Source organism: Paenibacillus sp. Marseille-Q7038, assembly GCF_965111595.1.
Genome location: NZ_CBCOOM010000002.1, coordinates 858725 through 880084 on the forward strand (window position 1 = coordinate 858725; position 21360 = coordinate 880084).

Consider the following 21360-nt stretch of genomic DNA (forward strand, 5'->3'; position numbering starts at 1 on the left):
TGGGGCTTTATCTACAGTAAAGAGAGGAATTTGCAGTATGATTGATCCGTCCATAAAACAAGATTTACGTGAGATTAGCAAGAAACTAACGAACCTTAGGGGGTCTCTTTGACTTAGACCTGAAGAATGAAATGATCGCCAACTTTGAAGAGAAAATGTCAGCTCCTGATTTTTGGGATGATAGTGATAAAGCACAGGCTCTTATTGCCGAGATGAACGCGGTAAAAGGTTCTGTTGACGATTATTTGAAGTTACAACGAGAATATGATGATGCTACGATGATGATCGAACTTGCCGATGAAGAGGGCGATGAAGATATCGCTGCTGAAGTGGGAGAGACCATCAAATTGCTTGTGAAGAAGCTCGATGAATTCGAATTGCAGTTACTTCTGGATCAGCCTTATGACAAAATGAATGCGATTCTTGAACTTCACCCAGGGGCAGGCGGAACGGAATCCCAGGATTGGGGCGAGATGCTGCTTCGTATGTATACACGCTGGGCCGAGAAACATGGCTTTAAAGTCGAAGTGCTCGACTATCTAGCAGGAGATGAGGCGGGCATTAAAAGTGTAACCCTCTCCATCAAAGGATATAATGCCTACGGTTATCTAAAAGCAGAAAAAGGAGTTCACCGACTTGTTCGGATCTCACCTTTTGATTCTTCGGGTCGTAGACACACTTCTTTTGTATCTTGCGATGTGGTACCGGAAATTACGGATGATGTAGAAGTCGATATTCGAACGGAAGATTTGAAGATTGATACGTACCGGGCAAGTGGTGCCGGTGGTCAGCATATCAATACGACGGACTCTGCTGTTCGTATTACCCATCTACCGTCAGGTGTAGTAGTAACATGTCAGAATGAACGTTCCCAGATCAAGAACCGTGAACGTGCGATGACAATGCTTCGTTCCAAACTGTATGAACGTAAATTAGAAGAACAAAGAAAGCATCTGGATGAAATCCGAGGGGAACAGTCGGAAATTGCATGGGGTAGCCAGATTCGCTCCTACGTGTTCCATCCCTATAGTATGGTAAAGGATCACCGTACAAGTGTGGAGTCAGGAAACGTAGGTGGTGTAATGGATGGCGACCTAGATCCGTTTATTGATGGGTATCTCCGCAAGCAAATTAAGGTGGAGTCTGAATAATTTATAGGGAATTCCTACATGGTAAAGGGGAAGTATAACCATGTAGGAATTTTTTTGCTGGTTGAATTCATTTATAATATCTTTTGTTACTTCAACGAAGAGTATATATAGCGATATTATTTTAAGGGGAGATTAGAACGTAATGCAGCAAGCACAACAACCCAAAAACAAAAGATGGAACTCCATTATTCCAATCGATGGACCAAAAAGGATTGCACTCGATACATTTCTGATTATATTTGGTTCGTTCGTCATGGCGATTGCCTTTAATTTATTTCTTGTTCCTAATCAGATCGCCTCAGGCGGTGTATCAGGAATATCCATTCTCGTGCAGGAAGCGTGGGGCGTTGAACCTGCGTATACCCAGTGGGCGCTCAATATCCCTCTGTTTATTGCCGGCTATCTCATTCTAGGTAGACAATATGGAATTCGTTCGCTGCTCGGAAGTTTTATGCTTCCCTTCTTTGTTTATCTGACCGATACATGGGCAGTTCCGACAAGCAATCCGCTTTTGGCGTCCATTTTCGGCGGGATTGGAGTAGGTCTAGGGATTGGGATTGTATATCGGGGCCGCGGTTCAACGGGTGGTCTTACGATTCTCGCACAGATCATTCAGAAATTCAGCGGTTTACGTCTTTCTTTATGTGTCATGCTGCTTGATGGTACCGTCATTATTCTTGCGGGATGGGTACTATCACTGGAGAACTCTTTGTTCGCTTTAATCAGTTTATATGTAACCGGAAAAGTAATTGATTCGGTTGAAATGGGCTTTGGTACTTCCAAAGTTGCTTATATTATCTCTGAGCATACGGAATCGATCTCAAAGGTTATTCTGGATGATCTCGATCGCGGTCTAACGAAACTCTCTGCGCAAGGCGGTTACACAGATGATGATCGGACGGTGCTGATGGTCGTGGTTGCACAAAATGAAATTACCCGTTTAAAAGCACTCGTGCGGTCGGTTGACCCGAATGCCTTTGTGACAATTACGAATGCACACGAAGTATTAGGTGAAGGATTTACTAGAGCCTAAACTGCGGAGTAAATTGTAGAACAGCAGTAGAAAACAACTAGTTATTCAGAATAAATAAAAAATGGACAGACCTTCATCGGTCTGTCCATTTTTGTATTTGTACCTCTTTAAGTATCAGCTTACAAGATAGGTGAAAGCAATCGAGAGATGGATTCCTTGAAGCGAATCCAGAGGGAACGCTGCTTGTAATGTTCCTCTGTCAGCTCGGCTGAGAGCTGTAAGTCTTTTTCGAAAGCATCGGTCAGCTGCTGTGCAATATCGGAATCATAGATGAAGGCATTGATTTCAAAGTTCAGACGGGAGCTGCGCACATCAAAATTAGCAGACCCGATTGTTGCAATTTTATTATCAACGACAATCATTTTGGTATGGAGGAATCCATTGTCATAAACAAAGATTTTTGCGCCCACTTTAATCAGTTCGCCAACATAAGAAGTGGTTGCCCAGTATACAAACATATGGTCCGGTTTATTTGGAATCATAATTCGCACATCAATTCCCGACAAACAAGCGATACGGACTGCATCAAGCATACTAGCATCTGGGATAAAATAGGGGGTCTGAATCAAGATCGACTTTTTGGCCGCCGATATCATTTTTATGTACCCGTTCTTGATATGTTCGATTTCAGCATCAGGCCCGCTGGTAACGATCTGCATCCCTACATGGCCTGTTTTCTTTGGTTCAGGGAAATGTGCAGGTACAAATGTGATGTCATGATACCGAGAAGCTTCGTTCCAGTCCATAACAAAACGAGCTTGAAGGGTTGCCACCGCAGTTCCTTGAATTCGCAGATGCGTGTCACGCCAGTAACCAAATTTTTTGTCGAGACCGAGATACTCATCCCCTACATTAAATCCACCCGTATATCCAATCTGTCCATCAATAATGACGAGTTTTCGGTGATTGCGGTAGTTCAGCCTAAGATTAATGGGACTTAGTTTGGATGGGAAAAACACTTCTACTTTTCCTCCAGCCGCAGTCAGTTCCTTAAAGAAACGTTTTCTGAGCGTTCTAGAACCGAGTGCATCATAAAGAACGCGTACATAAATGCCTTCCTTAGCCTTCTTGATCAGTGCATCCCGAATTTGTTTCCCTAGACCATCAGAACGATAAATGTAGTACTGAATGTGAATATGGTCTTTCGCGTTATCAATATCTTTCAGTAGTTTATCAAACTTCTGATGACCATCTACAAAGATATCAACCTTGTTATCTTCGGTGAATAGAGCTCCATTTTGTATAAGATGCATATAGATGAAGTCTTTGTACTCTAAAGTGTCGGGTTTGCGAAACGGGAAATCTTTTTCCTGCAAATGATGAATTTGATCAATGACCATCTGGTCGATATTAAGTTTAGCGCGTTCCTTCCATTGAAAGAGGCGATAGCGAGTGAGGTTCTGACCAAGTAGCAGGTATAAAACAAATCCGAGGATCGGAATGAAGGTGAGCACAAGCAGCCAAGCCCACGTCGAGGTAGCGTCCTTTCGTTCCAGGAAAACAACAGCTGCCGCAAGCAGCATATTGATCACCAGGATGATAATAGAGCTGATGTGATTAATATCCAAAGCGATAGCTCCTTTAAATATGATATAGAGATTTAATTACCCTATTATGCATCATAACACTACGTTGGAAACATCGGAAATAGATATTTCATTTTTTGCAGAATCCCCTGGTAGTAAATAAAAATGAAAGGATTTCATTTGCGAGGAATAATGTATAAAGTGTTGTATTTATATAAACATCAATGTATAATAATGCACATCGATGAATAAAAAAAGTATATTTTAGCGTTATCATCCTATAAAATGGATTACATACATAGTAAAGTAGACTACTCATGAGATGGAGGCAACCCAAATGACTCAGAAATGCAAAGTCGCAATCGTCGGTTCCACGGGATATGGCGGTGTAGAACTCATTCGATTTTTATATCTTCATCCCCATGTTGAGATTACTTCGGTAATTTCGTCTTCGACAAGCGGTGTGTCTATCGCTGAAGGGTTTCCTCATCTGACAGGGATTGTAGATCAGAAACTGGATGGAATTGATATCGTGAAGATGGCAGAGGAAGTAGATCTCGTATTTACTGCAACTCCGTCAGGGGTAAGTACGAAGCTGGTTCCTCAACTGATTGATGCAGGTTTAAAAGTGATTGATCTTTCGGGTGATTTTAGACTGACAGATAGCGCGGAATACGAAGCGTGGTATAAACATAGTCCGGCAGAAGATATCTATTTGGATCAGGCGGTATATGGTCTAAGCGAAATCTACGGGGAGAATGCAGCGGGTGCTTCCTTTATATCCAATCCAGGATGCTATCCAACAGCGACGCTTCTTGGACTGATTCCGGCAATCAAGGCAGGGCTGATCGATCACAGCAGTATTATCATTGATGCGAAGTCGGGAGTATCCGGTGCCGGAAGGGGAACGAGTCTATCTTCCCATTACGCAGAGATGAATGAGAATTTTAAAGCCTACAAAGTGAATAAGCATCAGCATATTCCTGAGATTGAACAGGTCCTGAGCGAACAAGCAGGAGAGCCGGTTACCGTTACGTTTACAACGCATCTGGTTCCGATGACAAGAGGAATTATGAGTACAATGTACGCTTCACTAAAAGGCGAATATAATGATCAAGATTTTATAGATGTGTATAAGCAGTATTATGAAAACCGATCTTTTGTGCGAATTCGTGAAAAAGGGATTTGGCCAGCCACAAAGGAAGTATTCGCATCAAATTATTGTGATATAGGGTTTGCGGTAGATAAGCGAACGGGCCGGGTTACGATTATATCCGTGATTGACAACATCGTAAAAGGGGCCGCAGGGCAAGCGATACAAAATTTAAATTTGATGATGGGCTGGGATGAACAGACGGGACTGAATTTTTTACCAGTATATCCGTAATCCGAACTAGATAGTCTTACTGCAGTCGATTTTATTTACCTGGATGGAAGTGGGGAGAGGTTATGGCACAGGTTGCATATCAAGCGTTTCAAGTTATACCGGAAGGATCGATCGTATCACCGCAAGGTTTCGCGGCAGGGGGACTGCATTGTGGACTTAAAAAGACAGAGCGTAATGATCTCGGTGTCATTACTTGTGAAGTTCTAGCAGATGCAGCGGCAGTGTATACGACGAATGTATTTCAAGCTGCGCCGCTTCAAGTCACGAGAGAGAGTATGCAGAACGGTAAGCTGCAGGCGATTGTCGTAAACAGCGGAAATGCCAATGCTGTTACAGGGCAGCAAGGGGAAAAAGACGCTTATGCCATGCGGCTCGCTACGGCAAAAGAACTGGGTATCGCAGTAGAGAATGTAGCCGTGGCATCGACAGGCGTGATCGGTGAGCTGCTTAATATGGAAAAGGTGCACGCAGGAATCAAAGGATTACCGGCAAGAGTAGGTTCAGGTAAACAAGAAGCGAGTGATTTTTCCCAAGCGATACTGACAACGGATTTAGTGAAGAAGGAAATCTGTGTCCGTACTTTTATAGATGGAAAAGAAGTGATGATCGCGGGAGCTGCTAAAGGTTCCGGGATGATTCATCCGAATATGGCCACCATGCTTGCCTTTGTGACATGCGATGCACAGGTGGATCAGGCAGCACTTCAAGGTCTGCTCGGCAAATCAACCGATGCTACATTTAACATGATTACCGTAGATGGTGACACAAGTACGAATGACATGCTTATTGCGATGGCAAGCGGGCTTGCAGGCAATGAGACGTTGCATCCGGGGCATAAAGATTGGGAGAACTTCGCAGCAGCATTCAATTATGTATGTGAAGTGCTTGCTAAGGCGATTGCAAGAGACGGAGAAGGAGCTACCAAACTCGTTGAGGTGAATATTGCGGGTGCTATATCGGATGACTCAGCAAGAGCGATCGCGAAGACAGTCATTGGTTCGAGTCTTGTGAAATCAGCTATGTTTGGAGCGGATGCGAATTGGGGACGGATCATTGCGGCCGTTGGTCGTGCAGGAGAGCCTGTTCACCCCGAACAGGTGGATGTTAAGCTCGGATCTATTTTAGTGTTATCGGAATCACGTCCCGTTTCTTTTGATGAAGAAGAAGCTTTGCGTTATCTCCAAGGAGATTCGGTTCAGATTCATGTGGATCTGCATGGAGGAGGCGGAGTAGCAACCGCATGGGGCTGTGATCTGACTTACGATTATGTTCGAATTAATGCGGCCTACCGGACGTAAGAGAGGGCTGTCCGCTACTTTTTGTACGAGGAAGGGGATAGAGGCTTGACGATCACACAAGACAATTTGAAAAAGAACAACGAGGCACAAAAAGATATTAGCACCTTTGTTATGAAATGCGGAGGAAGTACACTTGCTGCGCTTCCAGATGCTTTTTTTGAAGACTTGCAGAAGCTCCAAGTAGAAGGGATGCAGCCTGTCATTGTTCATGGCGGCGGACCAGCAATATCGGAGAATCTGGCGAAGCTGGGGATTGAGACCGAATTTGTGAACGGACTTCGTAAAACAACCGAACCTGTTCTTGATGTCGTAGAGATGGTACTTGCTGGGAGTATTAACAAGCAGATCGTACGGCGCATCCAGTCTTCTGGCGGTAAAGCGCTGGGCTTTTCAGGTGTGGATGGTGGACTCATTCAGGCGAAACCCGTAAGTAACCATGCAGAAGTAGGTCATGTAGGAGATGTAACCCGAATAGAAGCTTCTATTATTCAAGGGGTGCTGGATATGGGATACATGCCGATCATTGCCCCGATTGGAATAGATGGGGCTGGACAGCGCTACAACATCAACGCAGACACAGCGGCAGGAGCAGTTGCTTCTCACCTCGGGGCGAGCAGGTTGATTGTGGTTACCGATGTGCCCGGGATTATGAAGAATGTGAACGGTGTGAAAAAAGTATTGGGTACCGTAGCGGTCCAAGAGATACAGGATATGATGCAGACCGGCGAAATTTATGGAGGCATGATTCCAAAAGTAAAAGCAGCCATTGAATGTATCCAGGGAAAAGTGAAGGAAGTTATTATCGTCGATGGAAGCGAGCCAAGCGTGCTCAGCAGAGTACTTCAAGGTGAAGTGATCGGCACTCGAATTGTACGGATGTAATTCATAGAACTTCTATATAAGTAAGTAGACGCAGTATACGCGTATTCATGGATAGGAGAGTGAAATAATTGACGATTACCAATTCATCTCAGCAGCCTGTAAAGGAATCATCTACGGAACAGCAGACGGTAGCGACAGCATCTACAGAAAGTTCCCTTTTTCCAACCTATGCTCGTTATCCTATAAGCCTTGTAAAAGGAAAAGGAAGTTATTTGTGGGATGACCAAGGAAATCAATATCTTGATTTCATGAGCGGACTCGCCGTTACGAATCTGGGTCATGCACCAGATGGGGTTATTGCCAAAGTAAAAGAACAGCTGGATGAATTGTGGCATGTATCTAATCTGTTTCATATCCCTGCTCAAGAGAAAGCGGCTGCGCTGCTTACGGCGAACACTTGTGCAGATGCTGTATTTTTCTGCAATAGCGGTGCTGAGGCGAACGAAGCAGCGATTAAGCTGGCGAGAAGATATCAGCAGAAAGTGCTAGGTAACGATCGTTATGAAATTATCACTTTCAAGCAGTCTTTCCACGGACGCACACTGGCTACGCTGACGGCAACGGGTCAAGATAAGGTAAAAGAAGGATTTCTTCCTCTTCCTGAGGGATTTGTTCACGTACCTCTACATGATATTCCGGCGCTAAAAGAAGCGATTGGACCGCATACGGCAGCCATTATGCTTGAGATGATTCAGGCAGAGGGAGGAATCCACATCGTAGAATCTGCCTTCTTGGCAGAAGTCAAAGCACTATGTGAGGAACATGGACTCCTGCTTATAATGGACGAAGTTCAGACAGGAATGGGCCGCACAGGAAAATTGTTTGGACATGAACATTACGGTATTGATCCAGATATTTTCACCGTAGCGAAAGGGATTGCGAGCGGCTTCCCTGTAGGAGCGATGCTTGGTAAAGGGTATCTGCGTGAAGCCTTCACAGCGGGCAGTCATGCGACGACCTTTGGAGGAACTCCGCTTGCCATGTCTGCAGTGATTGCCACCGTCGAGACCATTCTGGAAGATAACCTTCCTGCTCGCGCAGCGGAGATGGGCGATTATCTAATCGAGTCCCTACGGACGAAACTGATCGATCAAGATTTTGTTACTGAAATTCGGGGACAAGGATTAATCGTCGGCATTGAGTGCAAAGAAGCCGTAGGTGACATCGTTCTTGCGGGACAGAAAAAAGGATTCTTATTTGTTACAGCAGGACCAAACGTGATCCGTTTCCTGCCGAATTTATATGTGACTAAAGAAGAGATTGATACTGCGGTATCGCTGATTGCAATATTAATTGAAGAGCATGTCGCTGTGAAAGCACCCTTAGGAGGAGAATAAGATGGCGATTACAAAACTGAATTTACATGGCCGGGATTTTATCGAATTTACAGATTACACAAAGGAAGAGATCGAGTATCTTCTGGATCTGGCCATTGATATCAAGAAGAAGCAGAAGAATGGTGAGGTTTATCAGCCGCTAAAAGGCAAAACGATTGGTCTTATCTTTGAAAAGTCTTCCACACGTACCCGTGTATCCTTTGAAGTGGGGATGTTCCAGCTCGGAGGGCATGCGCTGTTCCTTAGCAAAAATGATATTCAGTTTGGTCGCGGCGAAACAATCAGCGATACGGCCCAGGTGCTATCCCGCTACCTCGATGGAATTATGATTCGTACTTTTGCACACAGCAATGTAACAGAGCTTGCGAAGTATGCGGATGTTCCTGTCATTAATGGACTAAGTGATGATGCACATCCTTGTCAGGTACTAGCTGATTTTCAAACGGTACTAGAGCATAAAGGCAAACTGAAAGGTCTAAAAATGGCCTATGTCGGTGACGGCAATAACATGGCGCATTCATTAATGCTCGGAGCAGCGAAGCTGGGTGTCCACGTATCCGTTGCAAGTCCCAGAGGATATGAACCGTCTGCAGCCATTGTCGATCAAGCAAAGAGTATTGCCAAAGAAACAGGTGCTGAAGTTGTAGTAACAAACAGTGCGCAAGAAGCTGTGCAAGATGCAGATATTATTTATACCGATGTGTGGGCAAGTATGGGATTTGAAGAGGAGCAAAAAGAGCGCGAAGCGGCTTTTGCTGACTATCAGGTAAATGAAGAGCTTGTAAAAGGAGCAAAACCAGATTACCTCTTCTTGCATTGCCTGCCAGCGCACCGGGGCGAAGAAGTGAGTGAGGGAGTTATTGACGGTCCGAACTCCGCCATTTTTGATCAAGCAGAGAATCGCCTGCATGCACAAAAAGCATTAATGGCCGCACTGATGGGATAAAACGCTTCGAGTAAGCAGTATTCCAACAACGAATACATTAACTTACTTTTTTCTTATAAAATGACAAAATAAATCGAGTTTGATGTTAGAATATGGAATAGACATGGCGGAGTGCTGATAGAGAGGTCGATCAGGAACTGGAGTCCTTGTAATGAGTGATATGTTCTAAGCTCTCATTTGCTCTTTAGCTTTTTGCTCTTTAAGATTTTTAGCTTTTTTAGCTTTTTTGCTCTTTAGTCTTTTTGTGTTCCAGGGTTTTAGCACAGTGAGCGAGTGATAACAAAGCAGCCTGGGCATAGGGGTTTGGTTTTTAATGTCGGAGGTTTGTGCACTACTGCTCAGGGTGAAGTTATTGGATGATGAACGACTTTTGGCTTTGCGAAGCAAAACAACCGGAGAGAATCAGTCAATAACGATCCCGTTCATAACGATCCCACCAATAAGGCTCTCACCGCACTACATTGAAGAGCCCCTGAGCCACCGTAAAACGAGGAGGAACCAACATGGCAAAAGAGAAAATTGTATTAGCCTATTCCGGCGGACTCGATACATCCGTCATTCTGAAATGGCTGAAAGAAACATATGACGCAGAGATTATTGCTTTTACCGCAGATATCGGACAAAAAGACGAACTCGATGGCCTGGAAGAAAAAGCGCTGGCTACAGGGGCATCCAAAGTATTCATTGACGATCTTCGCGAAGAGTTCGCAAAAGACTTTATTTACCCAATGTTCCAGGCAGGGGCAATGTACGAAGGACAATACCTGCTAGGTACCAGTATTGCTCGTCCACTGATTGCAAAACGGATGGTGGATATCGCGATTGCTGAAGGAGCGACCGCAATTGCTCACGGAGCAACGGGAAAAGGTAACGACCAAGTTCGTTTTGAGCTGAACGCGGCTGCACTTACACCAGATATTGATGTTATTGCTCCGTGGCGACTGGAAGAGTTCCGGAATCAGTTCCCTGGACGTGCAGAGATGATTGCCTATGCCGAAAAACATGGTATTCCTGTAACTGCATCAGCAGCAAAACCATACTCTACAGATCGTAACTTACTACATATCAGTTATGAAAGTGGTGTCCTTGAAGATCCTTGGTTTGATGCAACGACTCCTGAGAACAAAGAAATGTACTTGCTGAGTAATGATCCTGAGGATGCACCGAACGAAGCAGAATATCTTGAACTTGAATTCTATAAAGGTGACTGTATTGCTTTGAATGGTGAGAAACTTAGCCCGCTGGAAGTGATGGAGAAATTAAATGAACTGGGCGGCAAACATGGAATTGGCCGTGTGGATATGGTGGAGAACCGTTTTGTCGGAATGAAGAGCCGCGGCGTGTATGAAACACCAGGAGGAACTATTTTATTTACGGCACATCGCAAAATGGAGTCCATCACGATGGATCGTGAAGTGATGAACCTGCGAGATAGCCTGATTACTCGTTACAGTACGCTGGTATATAACGGATTCTGGTTTGCTCCAGAACGGCTTGCTCTTCAAGCACTCGTTACAGAGAGTCAGAAGAACGTAACTGGAACGGTTCGTGTGAAGTTATACAAAGGAAACGTGATTGGCGCGGGAGTGAAAAGCCCGGTCAGCTTATATAATCCGGACATTGCTACGATGGAAGCAGATCCAACACAAGCGTACGATCAAGGAGATGCTACAGGCTTTATCCGTTTGAATGCACTGAGACTAAAAGTGGGTTCTGGAGTAGCTCAGAATCAATAACAGCAGCTGTGTATGGTAAGGAGACGAAAGGCCGTTCCTTGATAAGTAATAGGGGCGGTCTTTGTCCATGAGATGTGAAAGGGAGGCAGCGACGACATGAGTAAACTATGGGGCGGGCGTTTCACGAAACAAACGAATCATCTGGTAGAGGAATATACAGCATCGATTCATTTTGACAAAGCACTAGCAGAAGAGGACATTCAGGGCAGTCTGGCTCATGTGAGTATGCTAGGGAAGTGCGGCATTTTACCTCAGGAAGATGTGGAGACGATTAAAGAAGGACTGCAGACGGTACTTGGCAAAATTCGTGCAGGCGAGATTGAATTTTCCGTATCGGATGAAGATATCCACATGAATATTGAGAAGAACTTAATTGATCAGATTGGCCCAGTAGGCGGCAAATTACATACGGGTCGTAGTCGGAACGATCAGGTAGCAACAGACATGCACTTGTACTTGCGTGCACGGGTTATTGAAATTGTCGGTATGCTCCATACGCTGCAAGAAGCACTCATTGGGCAAGCGAGAGATAACGTAGATACCATTGTTCCAGGATATACCCATTTACAAAGAGCGCAGCCAATCCTATTTGCTCATCATCTAATGGCCTATGTGTCGATGTTCCAGCGGGATGCAGAGAGACTGATGGACAGTTACAAACGAATCAATGTCCTTCCACTGGGTGCAGGAGCGCTTGCAGGTACAACATTTCCCATTGATCGTCATTTTGTAGCAGAACAGCTGCAATTTGATCGTGTATATGAGAATAGTCTGGATGCAGTAAGTGACCGTGATTTTATCGTTGAATTCCTCGCGGATGCCTCCCTAATCATGATGCACTTGTCACGTCTGAGTGAAGAACTCGTGCTGTGGAGCAGTACAGAGTTTGGATTCGTGGAGCTTGATGATGCCTTCTGTACGGGAAGCAGTATCATGCCGCAGAAGAAAAACCCGGATGTACCGGAACTGGTTCGCGGTAAAACTGGTCGTGTCTATGGGAATCTCATAGGTCTGCTTACTGTCCTTAAATCCTTGCCGCTTGCTTATAACAAAGATATGCAGGAGGACAAGGAAGGCATGTTTGATACGGTAGCGACACTCGAGGGAGCTTTGCAGTTGTTTGCTCCCATGATTGCTACCATGAAGGTGAACAAAGATCGTATGCGTGAAGCGGTGAACAAAGATTTCTCTAATGCTACAGATATCGCAGATTTCCTGGTGAACAAAGGGCTCCCTTTCCGTCAGGCACACGAAGTCATTGGCAAAACAGTACTATATTGTATCCAGAACGGCAAATACTTGCTGGATCTGTCCCTAGATGAATTCACACAATTCTCAGAGCTGTTTGATGAGGAGATTTATGCCGTACTTCAGCCGGAGGCGGTAGTGAATGCAAGGAATGTTTACGGGGGAACTGCCTCAGAACAAGTATGCGATGCGATCAAACGGAGTGAAGCGATCATGCGGCTCACGAATCAGTGGCTTGTTGAGCATGCAGAAGCGTAAGCCATCTTAGCTAACCTTTTTGAAAAATTGATCTAACTCACTAGACATGTTTTCACAAGAATGAGTCGTTGGAAAATACCAAAGATAAAGAGCAGCCCGTGGCTGCTCTTTTTTTATACATGACTATGGATAGCTAAGTAATAGCTAAAAGATGCTTAAAGATAGTCCGTTAGGCTATTTAACGTTGAGGGAAAATTAGAGAAGAAGCCATTTCAGCACATCTTGAATGCGGGCATCCCAATAACCCCATTCGTGTTCACCGGGTCCTTCTATATAAGTGAAGTCCAGTCGTGTTTGTTCAGCGGCTGAGCGGAAACGAAGATTATCCTCATACAAAAAGTCTTCTGTTCCGCAACATTGGAACAGCTTTGGTTTAGGGCCATCCTTTTGTTCACATTGTTTTAATAACCACATCAAATCATTCTCGGTATCTGTCACATGGTCACCAAAAATACGTCTAAATTCGGTATTCGCTTGCGCAGATTCATTCGTCCGATCCAGATGACTTGCCATATCGAGTGCTCCAGATAGGCTTGCTGCAGCGGCATAGGATTCAGGCTTGCTTAAAGCGATCTTCATTGCGCCATATCCGCCCATGGACAAGCCGGCAACAAAGTTATCCTCTCGTGCTGCAGATAAAGGGAAGAAGGAACGGGCTAGCGTGGGAACTTCTTCTGATATGTACTTAAAATAAGCGCTTCCTTCTGTCATATCCGTATAGAAGCTGCGATGTGCGTTAGGCATAACGACTGCAATTCCATAAGCCGATGAGTAGCGTTCAATGGCCGTACGGCGAAGCCAAATCGAATCGTCGTCAGATAGACCATGAAGAAGATAAAGTGTTTGGTGAAGTCCTTTGCTTTGTTTGGTATCAACACCAATCTGTGTAGCGGTTTGCTGAGGTAAAATAACGTGCATCGTCGTATTCAAACCGAGTACTTCTGAATAGAAATGACATTGCATAAGTGCCATGATCCCAAATCCCTCCCTATATAAGATAAAGCATTCATTGATACTCATCTAGTATATCGAAAAAAAGTGGATAATCTACAAAAAATAAAGCACAGAAGAAACTTCATCCACAGGGATGAAGGGAGGAATGCCGAAGCAAAAATGAAAGTCATTCACAATGTTATACCCAATTTGTGCATAACATTGTGTTATTCACAGATCCATCGCAAAATGATATTAGTAATTTCGTATTTATGCACAAATCTATACACATTACCCACAGTCAATCCTATTTTTCTATGAATTCAATATCAATTTGTGAATAGAAAACAAAAAAACAAGGGGTTTTCAAAAGTTATCAACAGGTTGATAACTAAAGAATAAATATATTTTTCTACATAAATTTCTTTAAATAAAGAGAAAACGAGCGTCCCATCAACAAAAACGGGGAAATGAACGAAACGCACATTTACAGCGTAACAATGTTATGTTACATTGTGTTCAGGGGGTTAGAATTACATGACTGAAGACTTAATATCTAAGAAAGAACTTTTGGAACTGACTGGAATATCATACGGTCAACTCTATCGTTGGAAGCGAAAAAACCTAATACCAGAGGATTGGTTTATACGTAAATCTTCTTTTACAGGACAGGAGACTTTTTTTCCTAGGGAAAGCATCTTAACACGAATTGACCGAATAAAAAACATGAAAGATGAACTTTCTTTAGATGAATTGGCCGATGTGTTCTCCCCTTCGGTGAGTAACAAGGTGCTTACCCGTGTGGAAATGGAACAAAAACATCTGGTAACACCGATTTCAATACATCTTTTTATGGAAAGTGGAAGTGTAAAGGAGAAACAAACTTTTTCTTTTGAAGAAATACTGTGTATCTATGTTTTGGATCAAGCTCTGGCCAGCGGGCATATGAACCGGGAAGAAGGAATCTTGCTTGTGCAGACGTTCCAAGCATATTACAGCAAGTTTCGAGATAAGGGCTGTGACATCATTTTGACCCGGAAAATGGGGATTCCTATATTTACGATTCTAACTACGGGAAGCGAAGTGTATTTTGACACAGGGGTTAAGGAAGTCCTGCGTTTATCTCTAGGCACTTATTTGGAGCAGTTGAAAGTCAAATTGAGTGAGTCGGAGGGGTTCTAATGAGGAACGAGCAGTCTAGACCAGATGTAAACATTTCAGGTGTTGGCAAAGCATCGGGTGGTACGTACCGTCATGTTCGGGTGGATGGGGTTGGTAAATTTTCTGGTGATATCGATTGTGTGAGTTATGAAGTAAATGGTACATCAGGATTACAAGGAAATCTTCGCTGCGAGCGGTATGTTGTGAATGGTTCAGCCAATATTCAAGGAAGCGTAGTTGCGGACGAATATCAAGTTAATGGGAGCAGCAAGGTTGAAGGCGGTGTGAAAACAAAACAGACCCGGATTGATGGAGTATCATCCATTAAAGAACATCTGGAGACCGATAAATTGATTGTGAATGGGAAAGCGACGATTAATGGGAAACTGATAGGAAGCTTTGTAGAGGTAGCAGGTGGGATTACAGTAGGGAAAGACGTGGAATGTGAGACTATTGAGGTACAGGGCGGTTTCAAAATCAAAGGTATGCTAAACGCAGGAACCGTGGATATTATGCTCCATCACCGTTGTGAGGTAGAAGAGATTGGCGGAGAGCAAATTCAGGTGCGCCGTAAATCGAAGATCAGATTATTAGATCAATTCGTGCCTGCAATGACGCCGAGGCTGAAGACCCATATTATAGAAGGCGATGATATTTACCTAGAACATACTCATGCCGATACCGTCAGAGGAAGCCGGATTACTATTGGTCCTGGTTGTGAGATTGGTGTGGTGGAATATAGTGTATCTTACGAGCAAGATCCTGAATCACAAGTAGGACGGCAGGTCCAGGTGTAGGTAGAAAGTGAGGAGGAATCATCGATGATAACAGGATACAGGAGCGAACGCATGGATAAGGATATGAAGATAACAGGCACGGGAAGTTCTGGTGGAGGTATATTTCGGAACGTGAAGATTGTAGGAGAAGCGGTAATTCATAGCGATGTGGAGAGCGAGCTTTTTAAATGTACGGGTACAGTGGCGGTGAATGGGCACCTCCGAAGTAATCAGATGAAGCTTACGGGGACTCTTCATGTCCAGGGCGATGTATCTGGAGACTCTATGAAAACAAGCGGGCAGATGGAAGTGGACGGGGAACTGAAAGTCCGGCAGGTGAAGATAAACGGAGATACGGTAGTTAAACGTTCCATTCATAGTGAGCAGTTTAAAGCATTTGGCTCGCTTCGTCTTCATGGCGATTGCAGTGCTGAACAAATAAGGATTAAAGGAGCAATTCAGACAGAGAGGATGCTGAATGCTGAATATATTGATATTGGACTGTATGGGTTTTCTAAAGTGGCCGAGATCGGCGGTCACAAGATTGAGATTAAACGAACGCTGATTTCTTCTCTCATTAGTATGTTTAACGCTACGCGCCAAAGTGATCTGGTAGCGGACACGATCGAAGGTGATGTGCTGCATCTAGAGCATACAGAAGCTAAAGTAGTAAGAGGACGAAAGGTTTATATTGGTCCTGGGTGCCGAATTGGGCTTGTCGAATATAGTGAATCCTGCAAGAAGCATTCAGACGCAGTGACGGAGGTTTGTAACCAGATCGGTTCGTTATAGATAATTGAGCAGGTGTAATACACCATGAATAGATTCAGAAAATAAAGAAACCCGGACGTAGGCACCATACTAGCCCGGGTTATTATTGTGCGTGCATTTATTTATGCGGCGTTCTTTTTTATGAAAAATTAACCAGCGTCTTCCGTACGAACTCCATCTTCCACGGGAGGGGTGTCCGAAGAGGGCGGCGATGGAGGAGGTTCTTCCTCCCGAGCAGCACGGTTTACAGCAAGGACTCGGTCCTGCGGCCTATAGGTGTCTTTAGATATCAATTTACGAGAGACTTCTTCTCCGTTCACCTTCTTGATTTGATAAGAAGCAACGACATACCCGGTTGAACCGGCCTGACGCACCATCTCGCTTCCTGGGGAAAGAGAATGATCTGATACATAGGTGAGAGGAGCCGGAAGTGTCTCGAGAAGTTCGGTATCGAGTTCATAACTTACATTCTCCGGAAAAGTTCCGAAGAAGGAGACGTTAAGTTCACGTTCTTTTACTTCTGCTTTGATGAGAAGGTATTTATCGGTTGTGTTTTTAAATCGAAAATTAATGTACCCTGATGCGAATGTTGCATCAAGCCCCTTAGGAAGATAGCTGACGGGAAGCGAATGATTTCTTCGCTCGACAATCTCTAGTCCTGTTCGCAGGGCTGCATTATATAGTGTGCTGGATACCTGGCAGATGCCTCCCCCGACACCGGGGACTAATTGGCCTTTTACAATGACCGGTGCTTCTTGAAACCCACTCTCCTTTTCTGCTTTTTCCACGATATGGCCATAATCAAAAATATCTCCTGGTTTTAGAATAAGCCCGTTTAATGCGCTGGCTGCAGCGCTCACATTATGTGCTCTTCCTTCTCCACTTGATCCAAGAGATGTCACCACTTCAATGATTTTTCGGCTAATCCCTTCTTCTTTTAGAGAAGTAATGGTAACGGAGGGCTTCAACTCTTGCAGCGGAAGGTCGATAACTATACTAGGCGTTTGTGCATCTTTCTTATCCAGTAATGAAAAATGGTCAGGGATGACTTGAGATAGTATCGCATTCATTTGATCCCACTTGATCCGCTGTACATTTCGTTCCGGTGTATAAACGACTTCATCGTTTGGTGTGATTTTCCGAACTGCATTTACGGGGTTTCCGAACTGCTTTTCTTCCCAAGATGGAGTGAGTTTTTGTTTGAGATGGTCACGTTCTATGGTGACCTCTAGCTTCCATTCCTCAGCGAAATGCCAGCGCTCAATCACTCTTTGAACGAGTCCGCCTTCTGAAAGAGTGCGTAAAGCTTGTTTGAATTGATCTGCTTTGTACGTCACTCCTGCATCAGCCAGTGTTAGGTCCGTTTCGGTAATATTAGTGTTCTCAGACTTTACTACCAGGGGAAGGTTTTCAAGTGCAGTCAATTTCTGTTCTAATTCCTGCAAAACCGTATCCTTGTTCTGCCCTCCTACAGACCACCCGGATAAATGAACTCCTGGGGGGATTTTGGACTGGTGAGCGTACATGTATAGCCAGCCGAAAATAAAAGCAAAAAGGAGAGAAAGAAACACCAAAACAATGAACGAAATGTGAACTTTTTTCATAGGGGACTCCTCTCAGACTTCTGTTTTACCGGTGTTAGGAACACTCTTCCACTATATGCGGAAGCAGTGGAAATCTTTCGGCTACTCAAAAGGTAACAAATTTGTTACAATGAGAGACATCTTGATGAAAATCAAGAGATTTTAAAGGAAATCATTGGAAAGTGTCGAAATGAGCAAAAGAAGCTACTAATGCAACGGGAAGTGATGATGTGATTGAGTTACAAGACGTGTGGAAGACCTATCCGAATGGTGCGCATGCACTTCAAGGCGTTTCGGTGAAGATCGACCGCAATGAATTTGTTTATATCGTCGGCCCCTCTGGAGCGGGCAAATCGACTTTTATGAAATTGATTTACAGAGAAGAAGTTCCAACTAAAGGTCAAATATCAGTGAACGGATTTAATATTGGGAAGTTGAAGCATCGTAAGATTCCTTATGTCAGACGTAATATCGGGGTTGTCTTTCAAGATTTCAGATTATTGCCGAAGATGACGGCATATGAGAATATTGCTTTTGCTATGGAGGTTATAGAAGCCCCTAAGAAGCTTATCAAGAAACGTGTAATGGAAGTTCTCGATCTGGTTGGTCTTAAGGAAAAGGCAGACCGCGAGCCAGCACAACTGTCCGGCGGCGAGCAACAGCGGATCGCGATTGCCAGAGCCATCGTGAATAATCCATCCGTCATTATTGCGGATGAGCCTACCGGAAACCTGGATCCCGAGACCTCCTGGGGAATTATGCAGCTACTTGATGAGATTAATTTCCGGGGAACTACCATTGTTATGGCTACGCATAACCGTGATATCGTGAACAAGATGCGGAAACGGGTTATTGCGATCGAAAAAGGTCATATCGTTAGAGACGAGTTGAGAGGGGAATACGGCTATGAATTTTAACACCTTCTTGCGCCATCTGCGGGAAGGATTCAAGAGCTTATTCCGCAACGGCTGGATGTCTATTGCATCCATAACGTCTATTGTTGTATCTCTATTGATTTTAGGAGTGTTTGTTCTCTTGGTCGTGAATGTAAATTCGATAGCGGATGATGCGGACAGCCAGGTAGAGATCAGTACGTATCTGCAGCTCAATGTAGATGAGGAACTTCGTACATCCTTACAAGAAGAAATTGCAGCGATGCCAGAGGTAAGCTCGATCGCCTTTGTTCCTAAAGATCAAGGTTTAGCTGAATTTAAAGAAAAGCTTGGTGAAGATCAACAGGAACTTCTGGAAGGTTTTGATGTAGATAACAACCCGCTTCCAGACACCATTCGAGTGGAATTAATCGATCCTAGTACCGTTAATTTTGTGGCGGAGAAGATTGAAGCTCTGAATGATAAATATGCTGAGAAGCCTATTATGAAAGTTAATTTTGGTGAAGAGACGGTAGAGACGTTGTTCAAGATTACACGTCTGATCCGGACAATAGGTTTTGTATTTGTTGCCGGACTAGCACTGATGTCTATGTTCCTCATTTCCAACACGATTCGCGTGACGATCCTGGCAAGACGCCGGGAGATTGGGATTATGAAGCTGGTCGGTGCCACGAATGCTTTCATTCGTTGGCCATTTTTTGTGGAAGGTGCGCTTATCGGCCTCATCGGTTCACTTATTACGATCGGAATTTTGTTTGCTGGCTACAACCAGCTGCTCATTACCGTACAGCAAGATATTATTATTCAAATGCTGAACCTAGTACCTTTATCCAGTCTATGGACTTGGCTCGGGGGCTCACTTCTCATCATGGGAGTACTCGTTGGCGTTCTGGGCAGCACATTGTCTATTCGTAAGTCACTGAAAGTCTAATTGACAACTAAATTTATGACGGCTGTCCCGGTTTAGGGGCAGCTGCTCATCACAACAAGAAAATAATGCGATGATATATATATTTTAAAATGAAGGATGGGGAAGACAACTTGAAAAAGACGGCTACTGCACTTGCAATGAGTTTACTCACCGCTGCAATCCTATCACCTAGTTATGGTTATGCTGCTTCTAGCTTGAATGAAATTGATAATCAAATTAAACAGCTTGAGGAACAATCACAGTCTGCCAAGACAAAACGAGAAGAGGCAGCTAAGAAAAAAGAAGAAGCAGAACATAACAAGCAAAAAACGGAAGATTATTTGAATAAAATAATCGAACAGATTAATATTGTAAGTAATGAACTCATTAACATTTCATATAAGATTGAGTTAACAGAGGAAAATTTACGACTTACCAAAAAAGAGCTGAAAGAAGCAGAAGAACGGATTGCAGCCCGTGAGGAATTGCTAGAATCGCGAGTGCGTTTGATGTATACCGATGGTTCGGTGTCCTACCTTGATGTATTACTCTCATCTACTAGTTTTGCAGATTTCCTTCAACGTGCAGATTCACTCAAGATGATTGTAGATCAAGATCAGAATCTACTAGAAGAACATAAGAAAGACAAAGAATTGGTTGTTCAGAAGAAGCAAGAGCTTGAAGAACAATACGAAGAACATAAGCAGTTATACGCAGATAAAAAAGATCGTAAAGCAGAACTTGATGCGAAGGAAGAAGAGAAGCAGCAACTTATCGCCCAGTATGATGGAGAGATTGAAACTCAGGTAGAGCTGAGTGAAGAACAAGATCATATGTTGGTTGAGATTGCCAGCAAACGTTCGGCTTTGCTACAAGAGAAAAATGAACTGAAAGCAGAACAGGCTGCGGCAGCAGCGAGAGCCAAAGCAGCAGCAGAAGAAGCAGCGAGAAAAAAAGCACAAAAGAAAGTTTCTTCTAGCTCCAGTTCTAGCTCCAGTTCTAGCTCGAGCTCGAGTTCGAGTTCGAGTTCGAGTTCCAGTTCAAACAGTTCGAGCAGTAGCTCTAGCAGCACTTCCAGCGGTAGTGGAGTTTTCGGCATGCCAATTTCAGGAGCCTATATCTCATCAGGTTATGGTCCTCGGGTTCACCCGATTACCGGTGTAGTAGGTAAAATGCATGCTGGAATCGACTTTGCAGCGCCAGAAGGCACGACGATTATGGCTGCAGAGAGTGGCGTAGTTCTTGTTGCTGAATGGACAAGCGGTTATGGTAATACGGTCATTGTTGATCATGGAGACGGTCTGTGGACATTATATGGACATATTCGTAATGGTGGAATCAAGGTAAAAGAAGGCGACAGTGTAACACGCGGTCAAAAAATAGCAGAAGTCGGATCAACAGGTAATTCAACGGGAAATCACTTGCACTTTGAAGTACGGGTGAACGGTAGTCATACAAATCCACTGAATTATTTGTAAAATTCGGCATACTTAGGGCATATTCCGTACAAGCTTATCATATACTCTTGCTG

The 21360-nt window shown here is 44.0% G+C and carries 18 protein-coding genes; 15 read left to right on the plus strand and 3 right to left on the minus strand.

What is annotated here, in order from left to right:
• Positions 1-37 precede the first annotated feature (37 nt).
• Together prfB and ACWPWY_RS21110 are read left to right on the plus strand one after the other, a co-directional pair.
• A protein-coding gene (gene prfB, locus ACWPWY_RS21105) for a peptide chain release factor 2 (protein WP_454193549.1) occupies positions 38-1151 on the plus strand; the annotation gives its coding sequence in 2 pieces (ribosomal slippage) (positions 38-109 and positions 111-1151; 1113 coding nt in all).
• A 142-nt stretch (positions 1152-1293) separates the two neighbouring features.
• Positions 1294-2184 carry a YitT family protein gene (locus tag ACWPWY_RS21110; RefSeq protein ID WP_454193550.1) on the plus strand — a complete coding sequence of 297 codons (891 nt, stop codon included), beginning with the start codon at positions 1294-1296 and terminating at the stop codon, positions 2182-2184.
• Between the two features lie 119 nt (positions 2185-2303).
• Here the strand turns inward: ACWPWY_RS21110 and cls are convergent, their stop codons facing one another.
• Positions 2304-3752 carry a cardiolipin synthase gene (gene cls / locus ACWPWY_RS21115; protein ID WP_454193551.1) on the minus strand — a complete coding sequence of 483 codons (1449 nt, stop codon included), beginning with the start codon at positions 3750-3752 and terminating at the stop codon, positions 2304-2306.
• A 295-nt stretch (positions 3753-4047) separates the two neighbouring features.
• On the opposite strand from cls, the gene argC reads away from it, so the two are divergent.
• From argC to argH, 7 genes are all read left to right on the plus strand, one after another.
• Entirely contained in the window at positions 4048-5097 is a 1050-nt protein-coding gene (gene argC / locus ACWPWY_RS21120) for an N-acetyl-gamma-glutamyl-phosphate reductase (protein ID WP_454193552.1), read from the plus strand.
• A gap of 62 nt (positions 5098-5159) precedes the next feature.
• Complete coding sequence (gene argJ / locus ACWPWY_RS21125) at positions 5160-6395, plus strand: bifunctional glutamate N-acetyltransferase/amino-acid acetyltransferase ArgJ (protein WP_454193553.1); 1236 nt, start codon at positions 5160-5162, stop codon at positions 6393-6395.
• A 111-nt stretch (positions 6396-6506) separates the two neighbouring features.
• Positions 6507-7277: an acetylglutamate kinase gene (gene argB / locus ACWPWY_RS21130; protein ID WP_454193911.1), complete on the plus strand. Its 771-nt coding sequence runs from the start codon at positions 6507-6509 to the stop codon at positions 7275-7277.
• 74 nt (positions 7278-7351) lie between these two features.
• Complete coding sequence (locus ACWPWY_RS21135; RefSeq protein WP_454193912.1) at positions 7352-8614, plus strand: acetylornithine transaminase; 1263 nt, start codon at positions 7352-7354, stop codon at positions 8612-8614.
• 1 nt (position 8615) lies between these two features.
• On the plus strand, positions 8616-9560 hold the full coding sequence (argF, locus tag ACWPWY_RS21140) for an ornithine carbamoyltransferase (RefSeq protein ID WP_454193554.1): 945 nt from the start codon (positions 8616-8618) through the stop codon (positions 9558-9560).
• A gap of 503 nt (positions 9561-10063) precedes the next feature.
• Positions 10064-11296, plus strand: a complete 1233-nt coding sequence (locus tag ACWPWY_RS21145) for an argininosuccinate synthase (RefSeq protein ID WP_454193555.1) — start codon at positions 10064-10066, stop codon at positions 11294-11296.
• A gap of 96 nt (positions 11297-11392) precedes the next feature.
• Positions 11393-12802 carry an argininosuccinate lyase gene (argH, locus tag ACWPWY_RS21150; protein WP_454193556.1) on the plus strand — a complete coding sequence of 470 codons (1410 nt, stop codon included), beginning with the start codon at positions 11393-11395 and terminating at the stop codon, positions 12800-12802.
• Between the two features lie 195 nt (positions 12803-12997).
• Here the strand turns inward: argH and ACWPWY_RS21155 are convergent, their stop codons facing one another.
• Positions 12998-13774 (minus strand): alpha/beta hydrolase, encoded by a 777-nt coding sequence (locus ACWPWY_RS21155; protein ID WP_454193557.1) that lies wholly within the window; start codon positions 13772-13774, stop codon positions 12998-13000.
• Positions 13775-14272: 498 nt separating this feature from the next.
• Here ACWPWY_RS21155 and ACWPWY_RS21160 point away from each other — a divergent pair, with 498 nt between their 5' ends.
• The 3 genes from ACWPWY_RS21160 to ACWPWY_RS21170 are packed head-to-tail and all read left to right on the plus strand — an operon-like array spanning position 14273 to position 16464.
• Complete coding sequence (locus ACWPWY_RS21160; RefSeq protein WP_454193558.1) at positions 14273-14917, plus strand: YhbD family protein; 645 nt, start codon at positions 14273-14275, stop codon at positions 14915-14917.
• Positions 14917-15693, plus strand: a complete 777-nt coding sequence (locus ACWPWY_RS21165; protein ID WP_454193559.1) for a polymer-forming cytoskeletal protein — start codon at positions 14917-14919, stop codon at positions 15691-15693. The genes ACWPWY_RS21160 and ACWPWY_RS21165 overlap by 1 nt, the downstream gene beginning before the upstream one ends.
• Positions 15694-15717: 24 nt before the next feature.
• A complete protein-coding gene (locus ACWPWY_RS21170; protein WP_454193560.1) occupies positions 15718-16464 on the plus strand; it encodes a hypothetical protein in 747 nt (248 codons plus the stop codon).
• Positions 16465-16592: 128 nt separating this feature from the next.
• Here ACWPWY_RS21170 and ACWPWY_RS21175 read toward each other — a convergent pair whose 3' ends face one another.
• Positions 16593-18047, minus strand: coding sequence for a VanW family protein (locus ACWPWY_RS21175; protein WP_454193561.1), 1455 nt, complete (start codon positions 18045-18047; stop codon positions 16593-16595).
• A gap of 209 nt (positions 18048-18256) precedes the next feature.
• Between ACWPWY_RS21175 and ftsE the strand changes: the two genes are divergently transcribed.
• The 3 genes from ftsE (at position 18257) to ACWPWY_RS21190 (ending at position 21307) form a co-directional block, all read left to right on the plus strand.
• Positions 18257-18943, plus strand: a complete 687-nt coding sequence (gene ftsE, locus ACWPWY_RS21180) for a cell division ATP-binding protein FtsE (RefSeq protein WP_454193562.1) — start codon at positions 18257-18259, stop codon at positions 18941-18943.
• Complete coding sequence (gene ftsX, locus ACWPWY_RS21185; RefSeq protein ID WP_454193563.1) at positions 18933-19850, plus strand: permease-like cell division protein FtsX; 918 nt, start codon at positions 18933-18935, stop codon at positions 19848-19850. Before ftsE ends, ftsX begins: the two co-directional genes overlap by 11 nt.
• A gap of 110 nt (positions 19851-19960) precedes the next feature.
• The gene (locus ACWPWY_RS21190) at positions 19961-21307 is read left to right on the plus strand and encodes a murein hydrolase activator EnvC family protein (RefSeq protein WP_454193564.1); all 1347 of its coding nucleotides are present in this window, start codon (positions 19961-19963) and stop codon (positions 21305-21307) included.
• Positions 21308-21360 lie beyond the last annotated feature (53 nt).

What these genes read in the sequence shown, in the direction of transcription:
- ACWPWY_RS21145 (WP_454193555.1), top strand. Translation starts at nt 10,064, where the DNA reads ATGGCAAAAGAGAAAATTGTATTAGCCTATTCCGGCGGACTCGATACA.
- ACWPWY_RS21155 (WP_454193557.1), bottom strand. Translation starts at nt 13,774, where the DNA reads ATGGCACTTATGCAATGTCATTTCTATTCAGAAGTACTCGGTTTGAAT.
- ACWPWY_RS21110 (WP_454193550.1), top strand. Translation starts at nt 1,294, where the DNA reads ATGCAGCAAGCACAACAACCCAAAAACAAAAGATGGAACTCCATTATT.
- ACWPWY_RS21160 (WP_454193558.1), top strand. Translation starts at nt 14,273, where the DNA reads ATGACTGAAGACTTAATATCTAAGAAAGAACTTTTGGAACTGACTGGA.
- argC (WP_454193552.1), top strand. Translation starts at nt 4,048, where the DNA reads ATGACTCAGAAATGCAAAGTCGCAATCGTCGGTTCCACGGGATATGGC.
- argF (WP_454193554.1), top strand. Translation starts at nt 8,616, where the DNA reads ATGGCGATTACAAAACTGAATTTACATGGCCGGGATTTTATCGAATTT.
- ACWPWY_RS21165 (WP_454193559.1), top strand. Translation starts at nt 14,917, where the DNA reads ATGAGGAACGAGCAGTCTAGACCAGATGTAAACATTTCAGGTGTTGGC.
- ACWPWY_RS21175 (WP_454193561.1), bottom strand. Translation starts at nt 18,047, where the DNA reads ATGAAAAAAGTTCACATTTCGTTCATTGTTTTGGTGTTTCTTTCTCTC.
- ACWPWY_RS21170 (WP_454193560.1), top strand. Translation starts at nt 15,718, where the DNA reads ATGATAACAGGATACAGGAGCGAACGCATGGATAAGGATATGAAGATA.
- ftsX (WP_454193563.1), top strand. Translation starts at nt 18,933, where the DNA reads ATGAATTTTAACACCTTCTTGCGCCATCTGCGGGAAGGATTCAAGAGC.
- argH (WP_454193556.1), top strand. Translation starts at nt 11,393, where the DNA reads ATGAGTAAACTATGGGGCGGGCGTTTCACGAAACAAACGAATCATCTG.
- argB (WP_454193911.1), top strand. Translation starts at nt 6,507, where the DNA reads ATGAAATGCGGAGGAAGTACACTTGCTGCGCTTCCAGATGCTTTTTTT.
- argJ (WP_454193553.1), top strand. Translation starts at nt 5,160, where the DNA reads ATGGCACAGGTTGCATATCAAGCGTTTCAAGTTATACCGGAAGGATCG.